Genomic DNA, 18,590 nt, shown 5'->3' on the forward strand with positions numbered 1-18,590 from the left:
TCGACGACTTTGTAGTGAAATTACATCTTTCTTCCCGGGGCGAGCTGATATTTTTTGAGCTTGTCGTACAGGGTTTTGCGCGGCACGCCGAGTTGGTCGGCGGCGGTGGCGACGTTGCCATCGACTGCGTCAAGCTTTCGTGAGATCAGTTCACGCTCGTACGCGTCGAGCTGCTGCGGCAGGCTCAGGGCGGAGCCGGCGAGGGGAGCGGCGACCGATGCCGGCGCCGGCGTGGCGACAATGCCGAGCACCAGCCGCTCGGCGAAGTTGCGCAGTTCGCGCACATTGCCCGGCCACTCCGCCGCCTGCCACTGACTCATTTGCTCACTGCTCCATTGCGGCGCCGCACGTCCGTAGCGCTGCGCCGCATCCTGCGTAAAGTGCGCCATCAGCAGGGCGATGTCGTCGCGCCGTTCGTTCAGGCGCGGCAAATCGATGGTGGCCACGCCGATGCGGTAGTACAGGTCTTCGCGAAAGCGCCCCTCGTTACTCAGTTCCAGCAAGTCGGCCTTGCTGGCCGCGATGATGCGAAAGTTCACGGCGATCGCCTCGTTCCCGCCCAGGCGCTCAAGCTGGCGCTCTTGCAGCACGCGCAGCAGCTTGACCTGCAGCGCCATCGGCATGCTCTCGATCTCGTCGAGGAACAGGGTGCCGCCGTTGGCGTATTCCAGCTTGCCGATGCGGCGCTTGTGCGCGCCCGTGAACGCTCCCGCCTCGTGCCCGAACATCTCGCTCTCGAACACCGACTCGGGCAGGGCGCCGCAATTGATCGCGACAAAATTGCCCTTGCGCGCGCTGGCCGCGTGGATCAGGCGGGCCACGACTTCCTTGCCGGTGCCGGTCTGGCCGTGGATCAAAATGTCGACACCGGCCGGCGCGATATTACGCACCAACACCTTGAGCCGTTCAATGGCGTCGGACCGCCCCACCAGTTGCGGCGTATCGGGATGCAGCGCCCACGCGGTCTTGAGGCGGCGGTTTTCCAGCACCAGCGAACGGCGCTCCTGGGCGCGCCGGACGGCATCCATCAGGCGTTCGGCGCCGAACGGTTTTTCGATGAAGTCGTAGGCGCCGGCGCGCATCGCGCCGACCGCCATCGCCACGTCGCCATGGCCGGTCACCATGATCATGGGCAGTTCCGCGTCCAGCGCCACCACTTGCGCCAGCAGGTCCAAGCCGGAGCGCCCGGGCAGGCGTACGTCGCTGACGATGACGCCGTCAAAAGCCGCATCCAGCGCGCCTTGCGCTTGTTCGGCGCTGGCGTAGGCATGCACGGTAAAGCCCCCCAGTTCCAGGGTCTGGGTCGTGGCCAGGCGCAGCGGCGCTTCGTCTTCCACCAGGATAGCCTGCATGGTCTTCATTCGTTCCTTTTCTCCGGCAGCGGCAGGCGGACTTCGAACACGGCGCCACCGCCAGGGCGATTGCTGCCTTCGAGCTGTCCGTTCATGGCTTGCACGATCGATGATGATATCGCGAGCCCGAGCCCGAGGCCCTTGCCCGATGGCTTGGTGGTAAAAAACGGTTCGAACAGGTGCGCGGCGACGCTGTCGGACATGCCCGGGCCGCTGTCGCTGATGCGCACCACGGCGTAACCGTCAATCGACGCCAGCGTGACCGACACTGCGCGTACCTGGGCCTCGTCGACGGCGTCGAGCGCATTGCGCAGCAGGTTGATGAACACCTGTTCGATGCGCACGGCGTCGCCGGTGATCAGCAGCTGCATGGGCGACGACAGCGGCGGCAGCGCCAGCGCTACCCCGAGGCGCTTGAATTCGCCCTGCAGCAAAAACGCCGAGGCGGCGAGGGACTGGGCGATGTCGACCGTCGCCACAGCGTCGCTGCGCCGCGCAAAGCCTTTCAACTGACCGATGATGGCGCCCATGCGCGCGCTGGCGTCGCTGATGTGGGTCAGGTTGGCGCTGGCCTGCTCCTGCTGGCCGCGTTCCAGGAAGGTGCGGGCGTTGTCGGCAAACGCGCGGATCGCGGCCAGCGGCTGGTTCAGTTCATGCGTGACGCCGGCCGCCATCTGGCCCAGCATCGCCAGCTTGCCCGCCTGGACCAGCTGGTCCTGGGTCGTGCGCAGTACCTGCTCGGTTTGTTTCAGGGTGGCGTAGCGCGCTTCCAGGTCGTCGTTGGCCTGGCGCAGCAGCGCGGTGCGCTCGGCCAGCCGCAGATCGAGTTCGCCGGCGGCGCGCTGCAACGCGGCGTTGGCGGCCTGGCGCTCTTCCAGCCGGCGGCGGCGCTGGTACAGGGCCCAGGCCGCGACGATGGCGCTGGCCGTCACCAGCGCGGCGGCCAGCGCCCATAAGGCGGCCACGCGGCGCACCCGGTCCTGCGCCGGGAACAGCATCAGTTGCCAGCCCAGGGGGCCGGTCCGGCGCGCCGCATGCGGCGGTAACTGCCCGTCGATGCGCGTGATCGGACGACGCGCGTATTGATCGGTGCTCGCCAGCTTGCGTTGGGTGATGGCGGAGAGCGCTTGCAGGCTGCGGTACTTCCATTCGGGACGGTTGGACAGGAACACCACGTCGGCGCTGTCGGCCAGCACGATCGCGTCGTCAAGGCCGGCCCAATTGTGGGCGAATTCGTCGAGGCTGATCTTGACCGCGACCACGCCCAGCACGCGCGCGCCTTGCATCACCGGCTGGGCGATGAAGTAACCGGGTTCGCTGGTGGTGCTGCCGATGCCGTAGAAGCGGCCGGCGCGCCCGGCCAGCGCTTCGTGAAAATACGGGCGGTAGCCGAAGTTGCGGCCCACGAAGGTGAGCGGCAGGTCCCAGTTGCTGGCGGCGAGCGTGTTGCCGTCGCGGTCCATCAGGTAGATCGCGCCGACTCTCGACTGGCGCGCGATCGCCTGCAAGCTGCGGTTGACCTGGTCGATGCGCGCGCGCTCGCCCGGTTGCATCAGCAGCGCGGCCACGTTCTCCTGCAGGCCGACGACGTAGGGCAGGGTTTCGAACTTGTCGAGCGCCGACTCCAGTTCGGGCGCCATCAGCTGCAGCTGGCGCGCGCCGCGTTCGAGTTCGTCGGCCCCGCCCTGACGCAGCGCCCCCTGATAGACGGCCGCAATCAGGGCGGCGCTGGCGAGCGGTGCGAGGAGCCAGGCGAGTTGTTTTTTTACGTGCATGAGCGGTCCACGGTGAGTGGCGTCGATTCTACTGCACGTACACCCTTGGAGCCTATCTCGGTAGGCCGGAGTCGCAGTTGGCGCGCCTGGCAGACGGGGGCAGCGTTGTTCGTCGTTGCATGGCTAGCCATGCGGCCTCCTCGCGCCTTGCCCGCGCCTGCCATGCATCGCCTACGCGCATGTCGCCCCCTGCTTCCCCCGGCGTACCGACATAGGCTCTCAATCGACAGCCGCCATCCGGATTTCGTCGTTGTGATGGCGCTGCTGCTCTTCCATCACCAGCGCCCCCAGCTCGCGCTTGAGCTCATTGAAGGCGGCCGACGACGGATCGCGCAGGCGCGGCAGTTCGACGATGATGTCGCGCTTGACGGTGCCGGGGCGGTACGTCATCACGATGATGCGGTCGGCCAGGTAGATCGCCTCTTCGATGCTGTGGGTGACGAACACGATGGTCTTTTTCAGCTCGGCCCAGATGCGCAGCAGCTCGTCCTGCAGGTTGCGCCGGGTGAGCGCGTCGAGCGCGCCGAACGGTTCGTCCATCAGCATGATGGGCGAGTCGAGCGCCAGCACGCGCGCAATCGCCACGCGCTGGCGCATGCCGCCCGACAGATCCTTCGGAAAGCGGTGGCGGAAGTCCGACAGCGACAGCATCTCGAGCAGGGCGCCGACGCGCTTGTCGATTTCCGCCGGGGCCATGCCCTTGATTCCGAGGCCGAAGCCGATGTTCTTCTCGACCGTCATCCAGGGGAACAGCGCGTACTCCTGGAATACCATGCCGCGATCCGGTCCGGGCGCGGTCACCAGCTTGCCGTTGGCGTGGATGTCGCCGGTGGACGGCAGCGAGAAGCCGGCAATCGCATTGAGCAGGGTCGACTTGCCGCAGCCGGAAGGCCCCAGCAGGCAGACGAACTGGCCGTCCGGGATGTGCAGGTTGATGTCGCGCAGGGCGGTCACTTCGCGCTCGCCGGCGTTGAAGATCTTGCTGACGTTCGTAACGTCGATGTGGGAGGAAGTCATGTCAGGTCTCCAGGCCGCGGTGCCAGCGCAGCAGATGGTTGTTCAGTTTATTCATGGCGATGTCGATGCCCAGGCCCAGCATGCCGATGCTGATCATGCCGGCGACGATTTTGTCGGACCAGAAGTATTCGCGCGCTTCCAGGATGCGGAAACCGAGCCCGTTGTTCACGGCGATCATCTCGGAGACGATGACGACGATGAAGGCGGTGCCGATCCCGATCCGCACGCCGGACAGGATGTACGGCACGGCGGCCGGCAGCATCACGCGCAGGAACATGGTGCTTTGGCTTGCGCCCAGGTTGCGGGCGGCGCGGATGTAGATGCTGTCGACCTGGCGCACGCCGGCGATGGTGTTCATCAGCACCGGGAAGAACGCGCCGATGGCGATCAGGAACACGGCCGGCGCATTGCCAAGGCCGAACCACAGGATCGCCAGCGGAATGTAGGCGATCGGCGGAATCGGGCGCAGCACCTGCATCAGGGGATTGAGCCAGTTGTACATGGTGCGGCTCGATCCCATGGCCAGGCCAAGCGGCAGCGCCAGGCCGGCGCCGATGACAAAACCGACCACCACGCGGTACATGCTGCCGGCGGTGTCGATCAGCAGTTCGCCGGAGAACATCCAGGCCAGGCGCGAACCGGCGGCCGGGTCGAACGCGGTCAGCGGCAGGGCGTATTCGATCCACTTCTTGAGCACAGCCCAAGGCGAAGGCAGTACCTGCGGATTGATCAAGCCGAGCATCGCGCCAGCCTGCCACAAGGCGACAATGACGACCGGAACGACGAATCCAACGGCGCTTTCGCGCCACTTAGTGTGAGTCATGGGAACCCCGGCTTATTGGACGGAGAGCGACTTCTTGGCCTGCTCCAGCAGGTCGGTCTTGACCCAGTCCTTGGCCACCGGCGGCACGCGCATCTTGCCGGTGCCGGTCTTGGCCATCACGTCGGTGGTGGTCTGGATATGCTCGATGCTGATGTCGTAGGTGTAGGGCGAGTTGGCGATCGCATCCTCGAAATCGTCCTTGGTGATCTGGTTCTTGAACATCGTCTCGCGCACGTATTTTTCGCCGGCGGCCTTGTTATCGATGAACAGCTTGGTGGCCTGGACGAAGCAGTTCATGAATTTGGCGGCGGTTGCGCGGTTCTCCTTGTAGAATTTTTCGCTCATGACGAGCGTGCGTACTGGCTCGCCGATCGGGGTGTCGTAGGGCTTCATCACTTCCATGCCGAAGCCCTTGTTGATCGCCTGCGACGATTGCGGCTCGCTTTGCATGATCGCGTCCAGGTTCTTGCCGAGCAGCGCCTGGTTCAGGTCCGCAAAGGCGAGGTAGATGACATGCACGTCCTTGCCGGCGGAGTCGGACCAGGACAGGCCATGCTTGGCCAGTTGCGCGTACAGCAGTACTTCATGGATGCCGCCGCGTGTCACGCCGACCTTCTTGCCCTTGAGGTCCTTGACCGACTTGATGCCGCCGTCGGGGCGCGCGACCAGGCGCGCGCCACCTTTAGCGAAACCGGCCACGATGTAGATCGGCGCTCCGTTGGCGCGGCCCGAGATGGCCGCTTCCGAGGCGGTGGCGCCCACATCGAGGTCGCCCGACAGGATCGCCTGCATCACGTCCGGGCCTTTGGCGAACATGTTTTCTTCGACCTTGATGCCGCACTTGGGCGCGATCTCCTTGATGTACGAGACGGCGCCGTAGTGGGCGAATTTGAGGTTGCCGAGCCTGACGACATTATCGGCCGCCTGGGCGGACGCGGACAGGGCGGCAGCCGCCAGGACGAGGTGATGGATGGTTTTCATGCTTGAGTCTCCGTTATGGTTTATGTGCATCAACGCTTGTTGCATTTTTCGTGCCACGCTTGCGCACGGTGCGCACACGGGCGCGCAGGCGCGGGGCGGCGTGAAAACTGGCGGAAATCCGCAATGGAAGCGCTGCGGCGTGCGGAAAACCGCGCGAGGGAGAAGGGCGCCACGGCTGCGGCGCCCGCACGGCGCTTACTTGTAGATGCCGCAGTTGATGATCAGGTCTTCGTATTTTTCGAAGTACATCGACTTCGGTTCGATCTGCTTGGTGACCGGGTTGACGAACTTGTAATCCTGCCACCCTTTGCCCTTGGTCTTGACCAGGTCGAGGCGCTCGCGCATGAACGGTTTGCCGTCGGCGTCCTTCAGGTCGATCAGGTCCTTGCCCTGCATCTTGGCGTTGGCGCCATGGGCCAGGTTCTTCATGGACATGTCGTTGATGGTCACGTACAGGTCGCGGTCGCGAAAGCGGGTGCTTTGCATGTCGTTGATCTCGGCGATGGTCTTCTCGCGCCCGTTCGCTTTCATGTAGGCGATTACTTTCTGCACCAGTGCCTTGGCTTCCTCGGCGCTGCCATGGTCGCTGGCGGCGGCGAAAGCGCTGGTGCAAAACACGGCGGCGCAGCAGATTAACGCTATCTGGAACAATTTACGCATGACGATCCCCTTTTTCGTTGTGGGGGCGGGCAAGCTGGCAGCCTGCCCGCCTTTGCTACGGCCTGTTTTACGCCTTGGCCGGTGCGGCGTCGGAACGGTAGTTATCCATCATCTTGTAGCGCGTGGCGTACCAGCCGAAGACCGCGGCGGCCACGAACGCGAAGCCGGCGAAGAAGTACATCTGGAAGGCGATAACGCTAAAGCCGCTGGCGCCGATATTCGAGAGCACCGCATCGTTCTTGATGCTGGCGTTGACGATCAGGACCCACAGGCTGCCCACGGTGATGGAGAGGAACCAGAAGGCCATGATCACGCCCTTCATCGACGGTGGCGACTGGCTGTAGGCAAATTCGAGCCCGGTGGCCGCGACCAGCACTTCGCCAAAGGTCAGCAGCGCGTACGGCAGGACCTGCCACAGCATCGAGGTCGGAGTGCCGCCGTCCATCTGCACTTGCAGGGTGCCGATCACGATCCACGACAGCGCCGAGAACACGATCCCGGTCGTCATGCGGCGCAGCGGCGTCGGCTCCACGCCCATCTTGCGCAGGGCCGGGTACAGCACCAGGTTGTTAAACGGGATCAGGATCATCACCAGCAGCGGGTTGAGGGCCTGCATCTGCGCCGCCACGAAGGAAAATTCGCTGCCGAAGATATTGATGGTCGGCGGGATCATCGAATTGGCCTGCACGATCCAGGTCGACGCCTTCTGGTCGAACAGCGAGTGGAATGGCGTCACCAGCGCGAACACGATCAGGATGCGCAGTACGGCGCGCACCCCGTCCACCGCCACATCCGGATGCAGGCCGCGCGCGCGTTCGAGCTGCATCGAGGTGCCGATGCCCCCAAAAGCGAGCAGCAGGACCAGCGCGGTGCAGGCGGCGATAACAAACCCCCATTGCGGCGCCATGGCCAGCGAGGCGACCGCGCCGGCCACGCCGAACAGGGCGACCGCGAGGCCGGTGCGGGCCTGGCCCGGTTTGTGCGCCAGCAGGGCGGTGCGCGCCACGCGGGTAAACGAGTCCGGGTCCGGCGGGGCGGGCGGAACATGGATGTACTTTTTGCGCCCGAGCCAGAACACGATGGTGGCCACGAACATCAACGCGCCCGGAATGCCGAAAGCGACCGCCGCTCCGTGCCTGGACAGGAAGTAGGGCATCAGCAGCGAGGCGAAGAAGGAGCCGAAGTTGATCATCCAGTAGAACACGTCGTAGACGACTTTCGCCTTGTTCTTGTTGGTCTGGTCGAACTGGTCGCCCACGAACGAGGAGATCAATGGCTTGATGCCGCCCGAACCGAACGCGATCAGGAACAGGCCGAAGTAAAAGCCCTTGAGGCTATCTTCGAAGAACGCCAGGCAGGCGTGCCCCGCGCAGTACACAAGACTGAGCCAGAAGATGGTGTCGTATTTACCGAAGAAGCGGTCGGCCAGCCAGCCGCCCAGTAAAGGGAAAAAGTAGACACCGATGACGAAGGTGTGGAACACGTGCTTGGCTTCGCCGGCGCGCTCGGCGAGCGGCATGAACAGCAGCAGGGTGCTGATCAAAAAAGGGGTGAGGATGTTGCGCATCCCGTAAAAACTGAATCGCTCGCATCCTTCGGTGCCCACGATGTACGGAATCTGCCGGGGCATCGGCCCGTTTCCGCTTTCTTTATCCAACTGCGACATGGGTACTCCTGCTATTTAAACAGATGGGATGCTAAGCCCACGGCCGGGGGCTGGCAATAGGTATATTCAGGATCGACGCCGCCAGGGGCGCCGGCACGCTGCGCGGGTGCGCGCGGCCGTATGTACAGCCAGGTATGTCTGCGATTTCGTATGTAGTTTGACTACCGTTACGGTTCTTTGGATATCCCTGGTGGGTATGTAAGTGATTGAAAAATAGACGATTTTCAGCTGTTTACAGCGCCGTCCGCCAAATTGTAAAATCGATTAAAGTGATGTATATTATGTACAAAATCTAACCTGGGCGCCCATCATGAACAACGATATTTCGCTGCACTCCGAACAAAATACGCCATGGTGGCGCGAGGCCATCATTTATCAGGTTTATCCCCGCAGTTTCCGTGATACGAACGGCGACGGAATTGGCGACCTGCCCGGCATTACCGAAAAACTCGACTATATCGCGCAGCTCGGGGCCGACATTGTCTGGATCTCGCCTTTCTTCACGTCGCCGATGAAGGACTTCGGCTACGACGTGGCCGATTACTGCGACGTCGACCCCATGTTCGGCACCCTGGACGACTTCGACGCGCTGGTCGCCAAAGCGCACGGCCTGGGATTGAAGATCATGATCGACCAGGTGCTCTCGCACACGGCCGACATCCATCCGTGGTTCGCCCTGAGCCGCACGAGCCGCGACAATCCCAAGGCCGACTGGTACGTGTGGGCCGACCCGCTGGCCGACGGCAATCCGCCGAATAACTGGCTGTCGGTGTTCGGCGGCTCGTCGTGGCAGTGGGACAGCCGGCGCAAACAGTACTACCTGCATAACTTCCTGGTCAGCCAGCCGGACATGAACTTCCACCATCCGCAGGTGCAGCAGGCGCACCTGGACAACCTGCGTTTCTGGCTGGCGCGCGGCGTCGACGGCGTGCGCATGGACGCCTGCAATTTCCACTTCCACGATCCTGAACTGCGCAGTAATCCGGCCGCCACCAACCGCGACACCTCCACCGTCACCGACGTGAACCCGTACGGCATGCAGGCGCACGTGTACGACAAGACGCGGCCCGAGAACATCGCCTTCCTGCAGAAGATCCGCGTGCTGCTCGACGAATTCGGCGCGGTCGCCATCGGCGAAGTGGGCGCGGACGACGCGCTCGGCGTCATGGCCGACTACACCGCCGACGGCGACAAGCTGCACATGGCGTACAGCTTCAACCTGCTCACGCCCGAGTTTTCGGCGGGCCACGTGCGCCGCCAGGTCGAAGAGTTCGAAGCGCGCGTCAAGGGTGGCTGGGCTTCCTGGTCGGTCGGTAACCACGACAGCATCCGCGTCATGACGCGCTGGGGCGGCGCCGCGCCGACCCATGCCCTGGCCAAGCTGGTGCTGGCGATGCAGCTCTCGCTCAAGGGCACGCCGTGCCTGTACCAGGGCGATGAACTGGCGCTGACCGAAGCGAACGTGCCGTTCGAACTGCTGCAGGACCCGTACGGCATCACCTTCTGGCCCGAGTTCAAGGGCCGCGACGGCTGCCGCACGCCGATTCCCTGGACCGCCGAACTGCCCAACGCCGGCTTTACCACCGGTACCCCATGGCTGCCGGTGGCCGAAGAACACATCGCCTCGGCCGTCAGCGCGCAAGAAACCGACACCGACTCGCCGCTCAATTTTGCGCGCCGCATCGTCGCCTGGCGCCGCCAGCAACCGCAGCTCACGCGCGGCGACATCGTCTTTTTCGATGCGCCCGAACCGCTGCTGGCGCTGCGCCGCGACCTGGCCGGCCACCCCAGCGTGCTGGCCGTGTTCAATCTCGGCCCCGAGCCGGTCACCTACCAATTCGCCGACGCGGTTGAAGCGGTATCGATGATCGGCCATGGCTTGCATGGCAATGCCGAAGAAGGCAGCGTGACCCTGCCTGCCTACGGCGCCTGGTTCGGCACCAAGAACTGATGAACGACCAGCCCGACGCCGAAAAACCGGGCCGCACAGCGTTTGCCGACGGCCCGCGCCTGCTGGCCGATATCGGCGCCACGCATGCGCGCTTCGCGCTGCAAACCGCGCCGGGCGTATTCCGTTCGGTGCGGGTGCTCAAGTGCGACGACTTCGAAGGCATCGTTCCGCTGCTGCGTTTCTACCTGGCCGACCATGCCGGCATGACCCTCAACCACGCCGCGCTGGCGGTCGCCAATCCGGTCAACGGCGACCAGGTGCGCATGACCAACCGCGACTGGGAATTTTCCACCGATGCGGTGCGGCGCGAACTGGGACTGCACACGCTCCTGATCGTCAACGACTTTACCGCGCTGGCGATGGCGCTGCCGGGCCTCATGCCCGAGGACCTGATGCAGGTCGGCCCCGGCAAGGCCGCCGCCAACGCGGTGATCGGGGTGCTCGGTCCCGGCACCGGCCTGGGTGTGTCGGGCGTGATTCCCACGCTTGATGGCTTTGTCACGCTCGGCAGCGAAGGAGGGCACGTCAATTTCGCGCCGGCCGACGAGCGCGAATTTGCGATCCTGCAGTTCGCCTGGAAGGAGTGGTCGCACGTATCGAACGAACGCCTGATCTCCGGCCCCGGCATGGAAATCATCTACCGCGCGCTGGCGCTGCGTAACGGCGTCGCCGGCGCGCCGCGCACCTCGCCCGAGATCATCGCCGGCGCGCTGGACGACAAGGACCCGCTGTGCCTGGAGGTGATCGAGTGCTTCTGCGGCATGCTGGGCGGGGCCGCGGCCAACTTGGCGGTGACCCTGGGCGCGTTCGGCGGCATTTTCATCGGTGGCGGCATCGTGCCGCGCATCGGCGCGTTGTTTGCCGGTTCGCCCTTTCGCAGCCGCTTCGAAGCCAAGGGGCGCTTTTCCACCTACCTGGCCGACATTCCCACCTACGTCATCACGACACCGAATCCGGCCTTCCACGGCGTGGCGACGATCTTGTCGGAGCACCTGCGCGGACGCAGCGGCGCCAACACGCTGATGGAGCGGGTCCAGCACCTGCAGCACGAACTGACGCCCGCCGAGCAGCGCGTGGCCAGCCTGGTGCTGGAGCAGCCGCGCCTGGTGCTGGGCGAGCCGATTGCCGACATCGCGCGCCTGGCCGAAGTGAGCCAGCCGACCGTGATCCGCTTCTGCCGCTCGCTCGGGTTTTTGGGACTGGCCGACTTCAAGCTGCGCTTTGCCAGCAGCCTGACCGGCGCCATCCCCGTGCGTCACAGCCAGGTGCGCGGCGGCGACAGCACGCACGATGTGTCGGCCAAGGTGATCGACAATACCGTCTCGGCGATCCTGAAATTTCGCGACCAGCTCGATGTGCGTGCGCTCGACCGGGCCATCGCATTGCTGACCCACGCGCACCGGGTCGAGTTTTACGCGATGGGCAATTCGCGGGTGGTGGCCCTGGATGGCCAGCACAAGTTTTTCCGCTTCCGCATTCCGACCGCCTCGTACGGCGACTCGCACCTGTTTACCCTGGCGGCCGAATTGCTCAAGCCGGGCGACGTGGTGATTGCGATTTCGAACTCGGGGCGCTTGCCCGAGTTGCTGGCGGCCGTGGACGCGGCGCGCGCGGCCGGGGCGGACGTGATTGCGATGACCGGCAGCGGCACGCCGCTGGCCAAGAAGGCCACGGTGTGCCTGGCGGTCGACCATGCCGAGGACAGCACCAGCTTCCTGTCGATGATCTCGCGCATCATGCAACTGCTGCTGATCGATATTCTGTCGGTCGGGATTTCGCTGGGCGCCGATGGCCAGGGCGACGGCGCCAGCGCGCACACGCAGATTTCGCACCTGGGAGGTTAATCACCCGGCCCGTATCCTTACGGTGGCGGGGCGGTCCCGCCTGGCGCGCTGTCGGCTTGCTTGACGATGCGCTCGAGCGGGCGCTTTTCGGTGCGCCATTCGGTCAAGGTCAGCTGGCGGTCGTCGTTGGTGTCGTCGACCAGGATATCGTCGCCGCTGGTGGCGACCAGGAAGGTCTCCCAGCGGTGCGCCGCCTCGTCACCGTTTTCGATGAACGAGAGGCTCCAGTAGCTTTTACCGCCGATGAGCTTCGTGCCTTCCTCCTCATCGTCGAGCACCGCGCCGTGGGCTTTGCCGCCCGAGGCCTTCTCGATGTGGGCCGACCAGGCTTTGAGTTCCGGCAGCGCCATCAGGGCGTCGATCGCCTGTGCCTTGGTGCGCGCCGCCGTGGGCTTGGGCGTGACCGGGGCCCTGGACGCGGCCGGCGCCAGGTTCTCTTCGTGATGATTGTGGTACAGCGCTGCCCCGGCGGCGACAAAGGCAATCATGGCAAACAACAGTACTGTTTTTTTCGACAATCCGGGCATAGTTGTGGGCGGCAAAACACGTTGATGGAGCGGCCATACTACGCCAAATCTATACGTGCGGCAACATGGTCAACGGCCCAGTCGATGGCATCCTCGAGCCGGTCATTGCCCCAGAACATATCGTCGCCGGCGAAGAACATCGGCGCGCCAAAAATGCCGCGCCGCACGGCTTGCTCGCCCTGGGCGCGCAGCGCCAGCTTGTTCTGTTCCGTGTTGGCGGCGGCCAGCAGGGCGCTTGCGTCGAGGCCGAGCGCGGCGAGGACCTCGCCCACCAGGGCCGGGTCGTCGATCTCGCGGTCGAGGGCGAAATTGGCGTGCATGATGTGCCGGCAGAAGGCGCCGATCCATGGCTCGCCGGCGCCGAGCAGGGCCACGCGCAGGGGCAGCAGCGCGCGCCGGGGAAAGGCGCTCGGCTGGGTCCACGGCAAGCCGTATTTGTCGCATTGGCGCTGCATGTCGCGCCACACGTAGGCGCCTTTTTCCTTTTGCAGCACGAAGGGCGACGAGGACCAGCCCGAGGCCTTGAAGATCGGTCCCAGCAAAAACGGTTTCCACAGCACGCGCACGCCGCGGGCGGCAGCGAGCGCCTCGATGCGCATGGTGGCGAGGTAGCTGTAATTGCTGCCGAAATCAAACCAGAATGCGATCTGCGGATCATGGCTCGTCATGATATCTCCGTGTACGGTTCATCTTCCTCGCCCAGATAAGGGAGTAGCGTAGGGCTGCGACACGCCGGCGTTGGACTTGGGCCTAGATTAGGCAGCGCCACGCCGAGCGCTGACTTCAGCGCGAGCAGTCGGCTTATGGTACACGCGGTCTTCGACGCAGCCGCTGCGTATGCGATAAACGTTCATTTTTTAACAGACTTGACCCGCACAACTTCCGTTCCGGGTCTTCTTGCCGCTTCGATGGCAGCAAAGCAAACGGCCCGCAAAATTTGCGGGCCGTTCTCGTAGATGGGGAGGAGAATATTGCGGGACGTACCCAGGCCATATAAGCCCAAACCCCTTTGATCTTTTGCCATGAAAAACAAAGCAAGTCTATATAATACATGTTTTCACCATGATCATCAAGCTCTCTCATGCGATTTGACCCAAAGATCGTCGACGACCTTCACCTTTTGCCACGACAGCGCCTTTTTGCAGAAATTTGGTTCAATCAGGTGCATGAATATTCCTTGGATGCATTTCGCGTAAGGACGATGAACCCAGTCAATGCGGTAAAGGAACTCTTACGCGGACTGGTTCCTGAATCCCCCGTCAAGGACAACGACCGCAAGCGAATTTGGGCCGAGATGCTTGCAGTATTGGAGGCAACACCTATATTGAAGGAATCTTGTTTTCAGCCAGCTGCAGATGAGCTATGTTTTTTAGTCAAGGAATACCTGGCGAAAGAAAAGCAACAACAAGCCCTATTCCCTTTGATTGACGCTTACGCCAGAGAGCTCGAGGTTGCTCTAGATAACTGTTTTATCAAGAAGTGTATTTTGAGGCTTACTGTGCTCCTCACCGAACAAGGACACGGCACTGGCGCCGATCCGGAAATGCCAGCGATCAACTCGATCACCGGGCAGCTTCTGAGCTGCCTAGTTGGCGACGGCTGGAGTTTGGAATCGCTTTTCACCCTATATCGCCGCGCATTCGCAAATGATACGACCCACACTGAGGTAGGACAACCGTACGATTTTCTCCGCGCGATGCGATGGATGTTCGAACGCTTGGTTAGGGCGCCGAAGGCGTACGTTGTCACGTTTGCTATAAACCAAATTACCGACGTTAGAGCGTTTCCTCCCCACGTTGGTGATATTAACTTCACTACAGAGCCGCCAATACTTACAGAAGAGTCGTCACTCTACGCCAAACGGCTGGCGACTAGGGGAGGGTCGAGGGTATTTGCCACGATGACAATCGACGCAAAAGACGCTCGCATCGCGGGTATGAGAGCAGCTTCACACATTGAGCAGGTGCTGGATGTTATTCGGTATGATTTCGAGCGCCGCAATTTCAGCTTATCTGAGCGGTTTCTTGTTGCGAAGCCCGACAAACACGCGATCTTGGATGTGTCGCGTTCGGTCCCAAACCACAAGCGCCATCTAACGCAAGAGGCCCTACATAAGTTCATGCAGCGTCTCGGAGATCTCGTGTCGAGCGGTACGCTCGAAGATGATTCAAAGGACCGGATCTACTCGGCTTTTCGCCTCTACCGTACTGGCGCAGAAACTGGAAATCTCGAAAACAAGCTCGTCAATTGGTGGACTGCACTGGAATTTCTTGTGAAAGCGGGCGGCAGTGGAGGTATTGGAGATGCTGTAGAAAATGCTTTAGCTCCTACAGTAACGCTCGCTTACCTGGCGAAGCATTTACAGGCGATTCGCACAGCCTTGCATGCCAAGCGCGTCCAGGCTACACATCCAGTGAGCGGGGTACAACTGGACATGGAGAAGATATCACTAACTGATTTTTATGCCTTGTGTCTAGAAAGCAAATTTCAGACCCAGATCCTAACCGCTGTCTCGGCGCATCCGTATGCGGTACTTCATATCTCAGCATTCTTCTCGGAAGTGGCGTCACCGAAGGCATTGGTCGAGACCCTAAAACACCATGATCGCTCGGTGCGGTGGCAAATTCAGCGAATTTATAGAGCCCGCTGCGATATCGTACACAGTGCCGGACGCGTAGTGCAGGCAACGCTGTTGTGCGCCAACTTGGAGGCGTATCTTAAGATTTTACTCGACAGCTTTCTTGACGCCTTACACCGACATAGTACCCTCCGCACCCCCCGCGAATTTTTTGATCGCCAACGGCACTTGTTCGACCGAGTGTCAGCCCAACTGGTCAAGAGTGATAGCAGTCTGCTTATTAGCATTCTTTCGCATTGTGAGAGTCCAGATGGGGTATCGTAGTTCCGGTTCCGATGGGTAGAACCAGGGAATCGGAGCCGCTCCACATTAGACTGGCGATGGCCCGACCGGTGCGAGATGTGGCATTCCGACCGGGCCGGACCGCGCTACTTGTTAGTAATGCAAGATTGCACTATATTCGGCGTTCTAACCCCCACAACGGAAGAATCCCGCCATGCGACACATTCTCACCGCGCTCTCGGTTTGCCTGGCGTGCGCGCTGCCGGCCGTGGTGCGCGCCGACCCGGCCCGGATCCTGTTCGCGACCGAAGTGTTTTTCGACAGCGGCAGCGCGCGCTTGTCGACCGACGCGGTGTCGATCCTGGACCAGGTCGCCGGCAAGAGCCGCGAGCTCAGTCCCGAGCTGATCATGGCCATCGGCCATACCGATGCGCTGCCCGGCGACGTCCTGGCCCAGAGGCTGTCGGTGCGGCGCGCGGAAGCGGTCAAGACCTATTTGGCCGACAAGGGCGTCGAACGCATCCGCATCTATACCGAAGGCAAGGGCAAGCGCATGCCCGTTGCCGAGAGCGATACGCGGGAAGGGCGCGCCCGCAACAACCGGGTCGAGGTCCAGCTGGTGGCGCCAACAACGGCCCCGAGCGAACCGTAAACAGGATCGCCAGACGTAAAAAAGCCTGCAAGGCGCAAACCTTGCAGGCTTTTTATGTGTCGCGGCGGTGCCGCAAGCGAGTCGCTTGCGGCGCGCGGCGGCATTACATCATGCCGTCCATGCCACCCATGCCGCCCATGCCACCCATGCCGCCCATGCCGCCAGCTGGCTTGTCTTCCGCCAGTTCGCATACCATGGCGTCGGTGGTCAGCATCAGGCCGGCGATCGAGGCTGCGTTTTGCAGTGCCGAACGGGTCACTTTTGCTGGATCCAGAACACCCATTTCGACCATGTCGCCGTAGGTGCCGTTCGCTGCGTTGTAGCCGTAGTTGCCGGTGCCGGCCAACACTGCTGCAACCACGACCGACGATTCTTCGCCAGCATTTTGAACGATCATGCGCAGTGGCTCTTCCATGGCGCGCAGGACGATCTTGATACCGGCGTCCTGGTCAGGATTGTCGCCCTTGACCGTGATGTTGGCACGTGCGCGCAGCAGGGCTACGCCGCCGCCAGGAACAATGCCTTCTTCCACGGCAGCGCGGGTTGCGTGCAGTGCATCTTCAACGCGGGCTTTCTTTTCTTTCATTTCGACTTCGGTGGCTGCGCCAACCTTGATCACTGCAACGCCGCCTGCCAGTTTGGCAACGCGCTCTTGCAGTTTTTCACGGTCGTAGTCCGAGGTCGCTTCTTCGATCTGCACGCGCACTTGCTTGACGCGCGCTTCGATCGCTTCAGCCTGGCCGGCGCCATCGATGATGATGGTGTTTTCTTTACCCACTTCAACGCGCTTGGCTTGGCCGAGTTCCGCCAGGGTGACTTTTTCGAGCGTCAGGCCGACTTCTTCAGCGATGACCTGGCCGCCGGTCAGGACAGCGATGTCTTCCAGCATGGCCTTGCGGCGGTCGCCGAAGCCAGGGGCTTTGACTGCGCAGGTTTTCAGGATGCCGCGGATGTTGTTCACAACCAGGGTAGCCAGTGCTTCGCCTTCGATGTCTTCCGCGATGATCAGCAGTGGACGGCCGGCTTTGGCGACTTGTTCCAGGATCGGCAGCAGATCGCGGATGTTCGAGATCTTTTTGTCGCACAGCAGGACGAACGGGCTGTCCTGGATGGAAACTTGCTTGTCCGGGTTGTTGATGAAGTACGGCGACAGGTAGCCGCGGTCGAACTGCATGCCTTCGACGATGTCGAGTTCGTCGTTCAGCGATTTGCCGTCTTCCACGGTGATCACGCCTTCTTTGCCGACTTTTTCCATCGCTTCAGCGATACGCTCGCCGATCGAGTAGTCCGAGTTGGCCGAGATCGCGCCAACCTGGGCGATTTCTTTGGTGGTGGTGCATGGCTTGGCGATCTTGGCCAGCTCTTCGACGGTGGCGGCAACCGCCTTGTCGATGCCGCGCTTCAGATCCATTGGGTTCATGCCGGCGGCAACGAACTTCATGCCTTCGCGCACGATGGCTTGTGCCAGCACGGTCGCGGTGGTGGTGCCGTCGCCGGCGTTGTCGCTGGTGCGGGAAGCAACTTCCTTGACCATTTGCGCGCCCATGTTCATGAGCTTGTCTTTGAGTTCGATTTCTTTAGCGACCGAAACACCGTCCTTGGTGACGGTCGGCGCGCCGAACGAGCGCTCGAGCACCACGTTGCGGCCTTTCGGGCCCAGGGTGACTTTGACTGCGTTGGCCAGGATGTTGACGCCTTCAACCATTTTGGCGCGCGCTGCGTCGCCGAATACTACTTCTTTAGCTGCCATGTTTTTTTCTCCGTTGTGCGTAGATGTCTATCGCGTGGAATGCTTAATGAAAGGTGGTGCGCCGGCCGGGAAACCATGTTCCCGACCGAGTCGATCACTTGACCAGAACGGCCATGATGTCTTCTTCGCGCATCACCAGCAGCTCGTCGCCGTCGACTTTGACGGTTTGGCCGGAGTATTTGCCGAACAGGACACGGTCGCCGACTTTGACTTCCAGCGCGCGTACTTTGCCGTCATCCTGGACTTTGCCGTTGCCGACAGCCAAGATTTCGCCTTGATCCGGTTTTTCAGCAGCTGCGTCAGGAATGATGAGGCCGGATGCGGTTTTGGTTTCCTGGTCGAGACGCTTGACGATGACGCGATCGTGCAATGGGCGAAGGTTCATGCAAAACTCCTTAATATTCAGTGGTTTAGTAGCTATTGGTCAGGACCGCCCTGGGCGTTCCCGGTGTTTCAACATGTCTCGCGGTGTTGCCGCCGAGACTAGAAAGAGTTGTTAGCACTCTCTACTAACGAGTGCTAATTATAGGGACGGTCCAAGGGTTTTTCAAGGCGTCCTGTTGACTATTTAACAGATGAGCTTGATCTGGCGCAAAGTGCGGAGGCGCCGGCGAGGCCGAAACTGGCGCTATCTCAAGAGGCGCCGGGCCAGCTTTGCGCCGCCCTCGACTGTTGGTTCGTACCCGGGCGCGACTGGCGGTTGTGCAGGAGCGGCGCCCGGCGCTTTCGCGG

15 protein-coding genes are annotated in these 18,590 nt (G+C 62.2%); 4 read left to right on the plus strand and 11 right to left on the minus strand.

Going from position 1 to position 18,590, the window contains the following annotated elements:
• Nucleotides 1-20 precede the first annotated feature (20 nt).
• The 7 genes from F0185_RS01535 to F0185_RS01565 form a co-directional block, all read right to left on the minus strand.
• A complete protein-coding gene (locus F0185_RS01535) occupies nt 21-1,361 on the minus strand; it encodes a sigma-54-dependent transcriptional regulator (protein WP_370663957.1) in 1,341 nt (446 codons plus the stop codon).
• Nucleotides 1,358-3,127 (minus strand): sensor histidine kinase, encoded by a 1,770-nt coding sequence (locus tag F0185_RS01540; RefSeq protein ID WP_167220937.1) that lies wholly within the window; start codon nt 3,125-3,127, stop codon nt 1,358-1,360. Before F0185_RS01540 ends, F0185_RS01535 begins: the two co-directional genes overlap by 4 nt.
• A 219-nt stretch (nt 3,128-3,346) precedes the next feature.
• Complete coding sequence (locus F0185_RS01545) at nt 3,347-4,144, minus strand: ABC transporter ATP-binding protein (RefSeq protein WP_167220939.1); 798 nt, start codon at nt 4,142-4,144, stop codon at nt 3,347-3,349.
• Between the two features lies 1 nt (nt 4,145).
• Nucleotides 4,146-4,967, minus strand: a complete 822-nt coding sequence (locus tag F0185_RS01550; RefSeq protein ID WP_167220941.1) for an ABC transporter permease — start codon at nt 4,965-4,967, stop codon at nt 4,146-4,148.
• A gap of 12 nt (nt 4,968-4,979) precedes the next feature.
• Nucleotides 4,980-5,948, minus strand: coding sequence for an ABC transporter substrate-binding protein (locus F0185_RS01555; RefSeq protein ID WP_167220943.1), 969 nt, complete (start codon nt 5,946-5,948; stop codon nt 4,980-4,982).
• Between the two features lie 195 nt (nt 5,949-6,143).
• Nucleotides 6,144-6,608, minus strand: a complete 465-nt coding sequence (locus F0185_RS01560; RefSeq protein ID WP_167220945.1) for a cache domain-containing protein — start codon at nt 6,606-6,608, stop codon at nt 6,144-6,146.
• Between the two features lie 67 nt (nt 6,609-6,675).
• Complete coding sequence (locus F0185_RS01565) at nt 6,676-8,238, minus strand: POT-type proton-dependent oligopeptide transporter (RefSeq protein ID WP_167220947.1); 1,563 nt, start codon at nt 8,236-8,238, stop codon at nt 6,676-6,678.
• Nucleotides 8,239-8,584: 346 nt separating this feature from the next.
• On the opposite strand from F0185_RS01565, the gene F0185_RS01570 reads away from it, so the two are divergent.
• Both F0185_RS01570 and F0185_RS01575 read left to right on the plus strand, forming a co-directional pair.
• Nucleotides 8,585-10,225 (plus strand): alpha-amylase family glycosyl hydrolase, encoded by a 1,641-nt coding sequence (locus F0185_RS01570; protein ID WP_167220949.1) that lies wholly within the window; start codon nt 8,585-8,587, stop codon nt 10,223-10,225.
• A complete protein-coding gene (locus F0185_RS01575) occupies nt 10,225-12,069 on the plus strand; it encodes a glucokinase (RefSeq protein WP_167220951.1) in 1,845 nt (614 codons plus the stop codon). The genes F0185_RS01570 and F0185_RS01575 overlap by 1 nt, the downstream gene beginning before the upstream one ends.
• Nucleotides 12,070-12,086: 17 nt before the next feature.
• Here F0185_RS01575 and F0185_RS01580 read toward each other — a convergent pair whose 3' ends face one another.
• Nucleotides 12,087-12,557 carry a hypothetical protein gene (locus F0185_RS01580; protein WP_229476684.1) on the minus strand — a complete coding sequence of 157 codons (471 nt, stop codon included), beginning with the start codon at nt 12,555-12,557 and terminating at the stop codon, nt 12,087-12,089.
• Between the two features lie 77 nt (nt 12,558-12,634).
• Nucleotides 12,635-13,264: a 2-hydroxychromene-2-carboxylate isomerase gene (locus F0185_RS01585; protein ID WP_167220953.1), complete on the minus strand. Its 630-nt coding sequence runs from the start codon at nt 13,262-13,264 to the stop codon at nt 12,635-12,637.
• Between the two features lie 413 nt (nt 13,265-13,677).
• Here F0185_RS01585 and F0185_RS01590 point away from each other — a divergent pair, with 413 nt between their 5' ends.
• Together F0185_RS01590 and F0185_RS01595 are read left to right on the plus strand one after the other, a co-directional pair.
• Nucleotides 13,678-15,498 carry a hypothetical protein gene (locus F0185_RS01590; RefSeq protein WP_167220955.1) on the plus strand — a complete coding sequence of 607 codons (1,821 nt, stop codon included), beginning with the start codon at nt 13,678-13,680 and terminating at the stop codon, nt 15,496-15,498.
• A 172-nt stretch (nt 15,499-15,670) separates the two neighbouring features.
• On the plus strand, nt 15,671-16,108 hold the full coding sequence (locus F0185_RS01595; protein ID WP_167220957.1) for an OmpA family protein: 438 nt from the start codon (nt 15,671-15,673) through the stop codon (nt 16,106-16,108).
• A 103-nt stretch (nt 16,109-16,211) separates the two neighbouring features.
• On the opposite strand, the gene groL is transcribed toward F0185_RS01595, so the two are convergent.
• Nucleotides 16,212-17,858, minus strand: a complete 1,647-nt coding sequence (groL, locus tag F0185_RS01600) for a chaperonin GroEL (protein ID WP_166893810.1) — start codon at nt 17,856-17,858, stop codon at nt 16,212-16,214.
• A 94-nt stretch (nt 17,859-17,952) separates the two neighbouring features.
• Entirely contained in the window at nt 17,953-18,243 is a 291-nt protein-coding gene (gene groES / locus F0185_RS01605; protein WP_099916332.1) for a co-chaperone GroES, read from the minus strand.
• Nucleotides 18,244-18,590: the final 347 nt, after the last annotated feature.

This window comes from Massilia rubra, assembly GCF_011682065.1.
In the GTDB taxonomy this organism is placed as follows: domain Bacteria; phylum Pseudomonadota; class Gammaproteobacteria; order Burkholderiales; family Burkholderiaceae_D; genus Telluria_A; species Telluria_A rubra.

What these genes read in the sequence shown, in the direction of transcription:
- F0185_RS01535 (WP_370663957.1), bottom strand. Translation starts at nt 1,361, where the DNA reads ATGAAGACCATGCAGGCTATCCTGGTGGAAGACGAAGCGCCGCTGCGC.
- F0185_RS01540 (WP_167220937.1), bottom strand. Translation starts at nt 3,127, where the DNA reads ATGCACGTAAAAAAACAACTCGCCTGGCTCCTCGCACCGCTCGCCAGC.
- F0185_RS01545 (WP_167220939.1), bottom strand. Translation starts at nt 4,144, where the DNA reads ATGACTTCCTCCCACATCGACGTTACGAACGTCAGCAAGATCTTCAAC.
- F0185_RS01550 (WP_167220941.1), bottom strand. Translation starts at nt 4,967, where the DNA reads ATGACTCACACTAAGTGGCGCGAAAGCGCCGTTGGATTCGTCGTTCCG.
- F0185_RS01555 (WP_167220943.1), bottom strand. Translation starts at nt 5,948, where the DNA reads ATGAAAACCATCCATCACCTCGTCCTGGCGGCTGCCGCCCTGTCCGCG.
- F0185_RS01560 (WP_167220945.1), bottom strand. Translation starts at nt 6,608, where the DNA reads ATGCGTAAATTGTTCCAGATAGCGTTAATCTGCTGCGCCGCCGTGTTT.
- F0185_RS01565 (WP_167220947.1), bottom strand. Translation starts at nt 8,238, where the DNA reads ATGCCCCGGCAGATTCCGTACATCGTGGGCACCGAAGGATGCGAGCGA.
- F0185_RS01570 (WP_167220949.1), top strand. Translation starts at nt 8,585, where the DNA reads ATGAACAACGATATTTCGCTGCACTCCGAACAAAATACGCCATGGTGG.
- F0185_RS01575 (WP_167220951.1), top strand. Translation starts at nt 10,225, where the DNA reads ATGAACGACCAGCCCGACGCCGAAAAACCGGGCCGCACAGCGTTTGCC.
- F0185_RS01580 (WP_229476684.1), bottom strand. Translation starts at nt 12,557, where the DNA reads ATGATTGCCTTTGTCGCCGCCGGGGCAGCGCTGTACCACAATCATCAC.
- F0185_RS01585 (WP_167220953.1), bottom strand. Translation starts at nt 13,264, where the DNA reads ATGACGAGCCATGATCCGCAGATCGCATTCTGGTTTGATTTCGGCAGC.
- F0185_RS01590 (WP_167220955.1), top strand. Translation starts at nt 13,678, where the DNA reads ATGCGATTTGACCCAAAGATCGTCGACGACCTTCACCTTTTGCCACGA.
- F0185_RS01595 (WP_167220957.1), top strand. Translation starts at nt 15,671, where the DNA reads ATGCGACACATTCTCACCGCGCTCTCGGTTTGCCTGGCGTGCGCGCTG.
- groL (WP_166893810.1), bottom strand. Translation starts at nt 17,858, where the DNA reads ATGGCAGCTAAAGAAGTAGTATTCGGCGACGCAGCGCGCGCCAAAATG.
- groES (WP_099916332.1), bottom strand. Translation starts at nt 18,243, where the DNA reads ATGAACCTTCGCCCATTGCACGATCGCGTCATCGTCAAGCGTCTCGAC.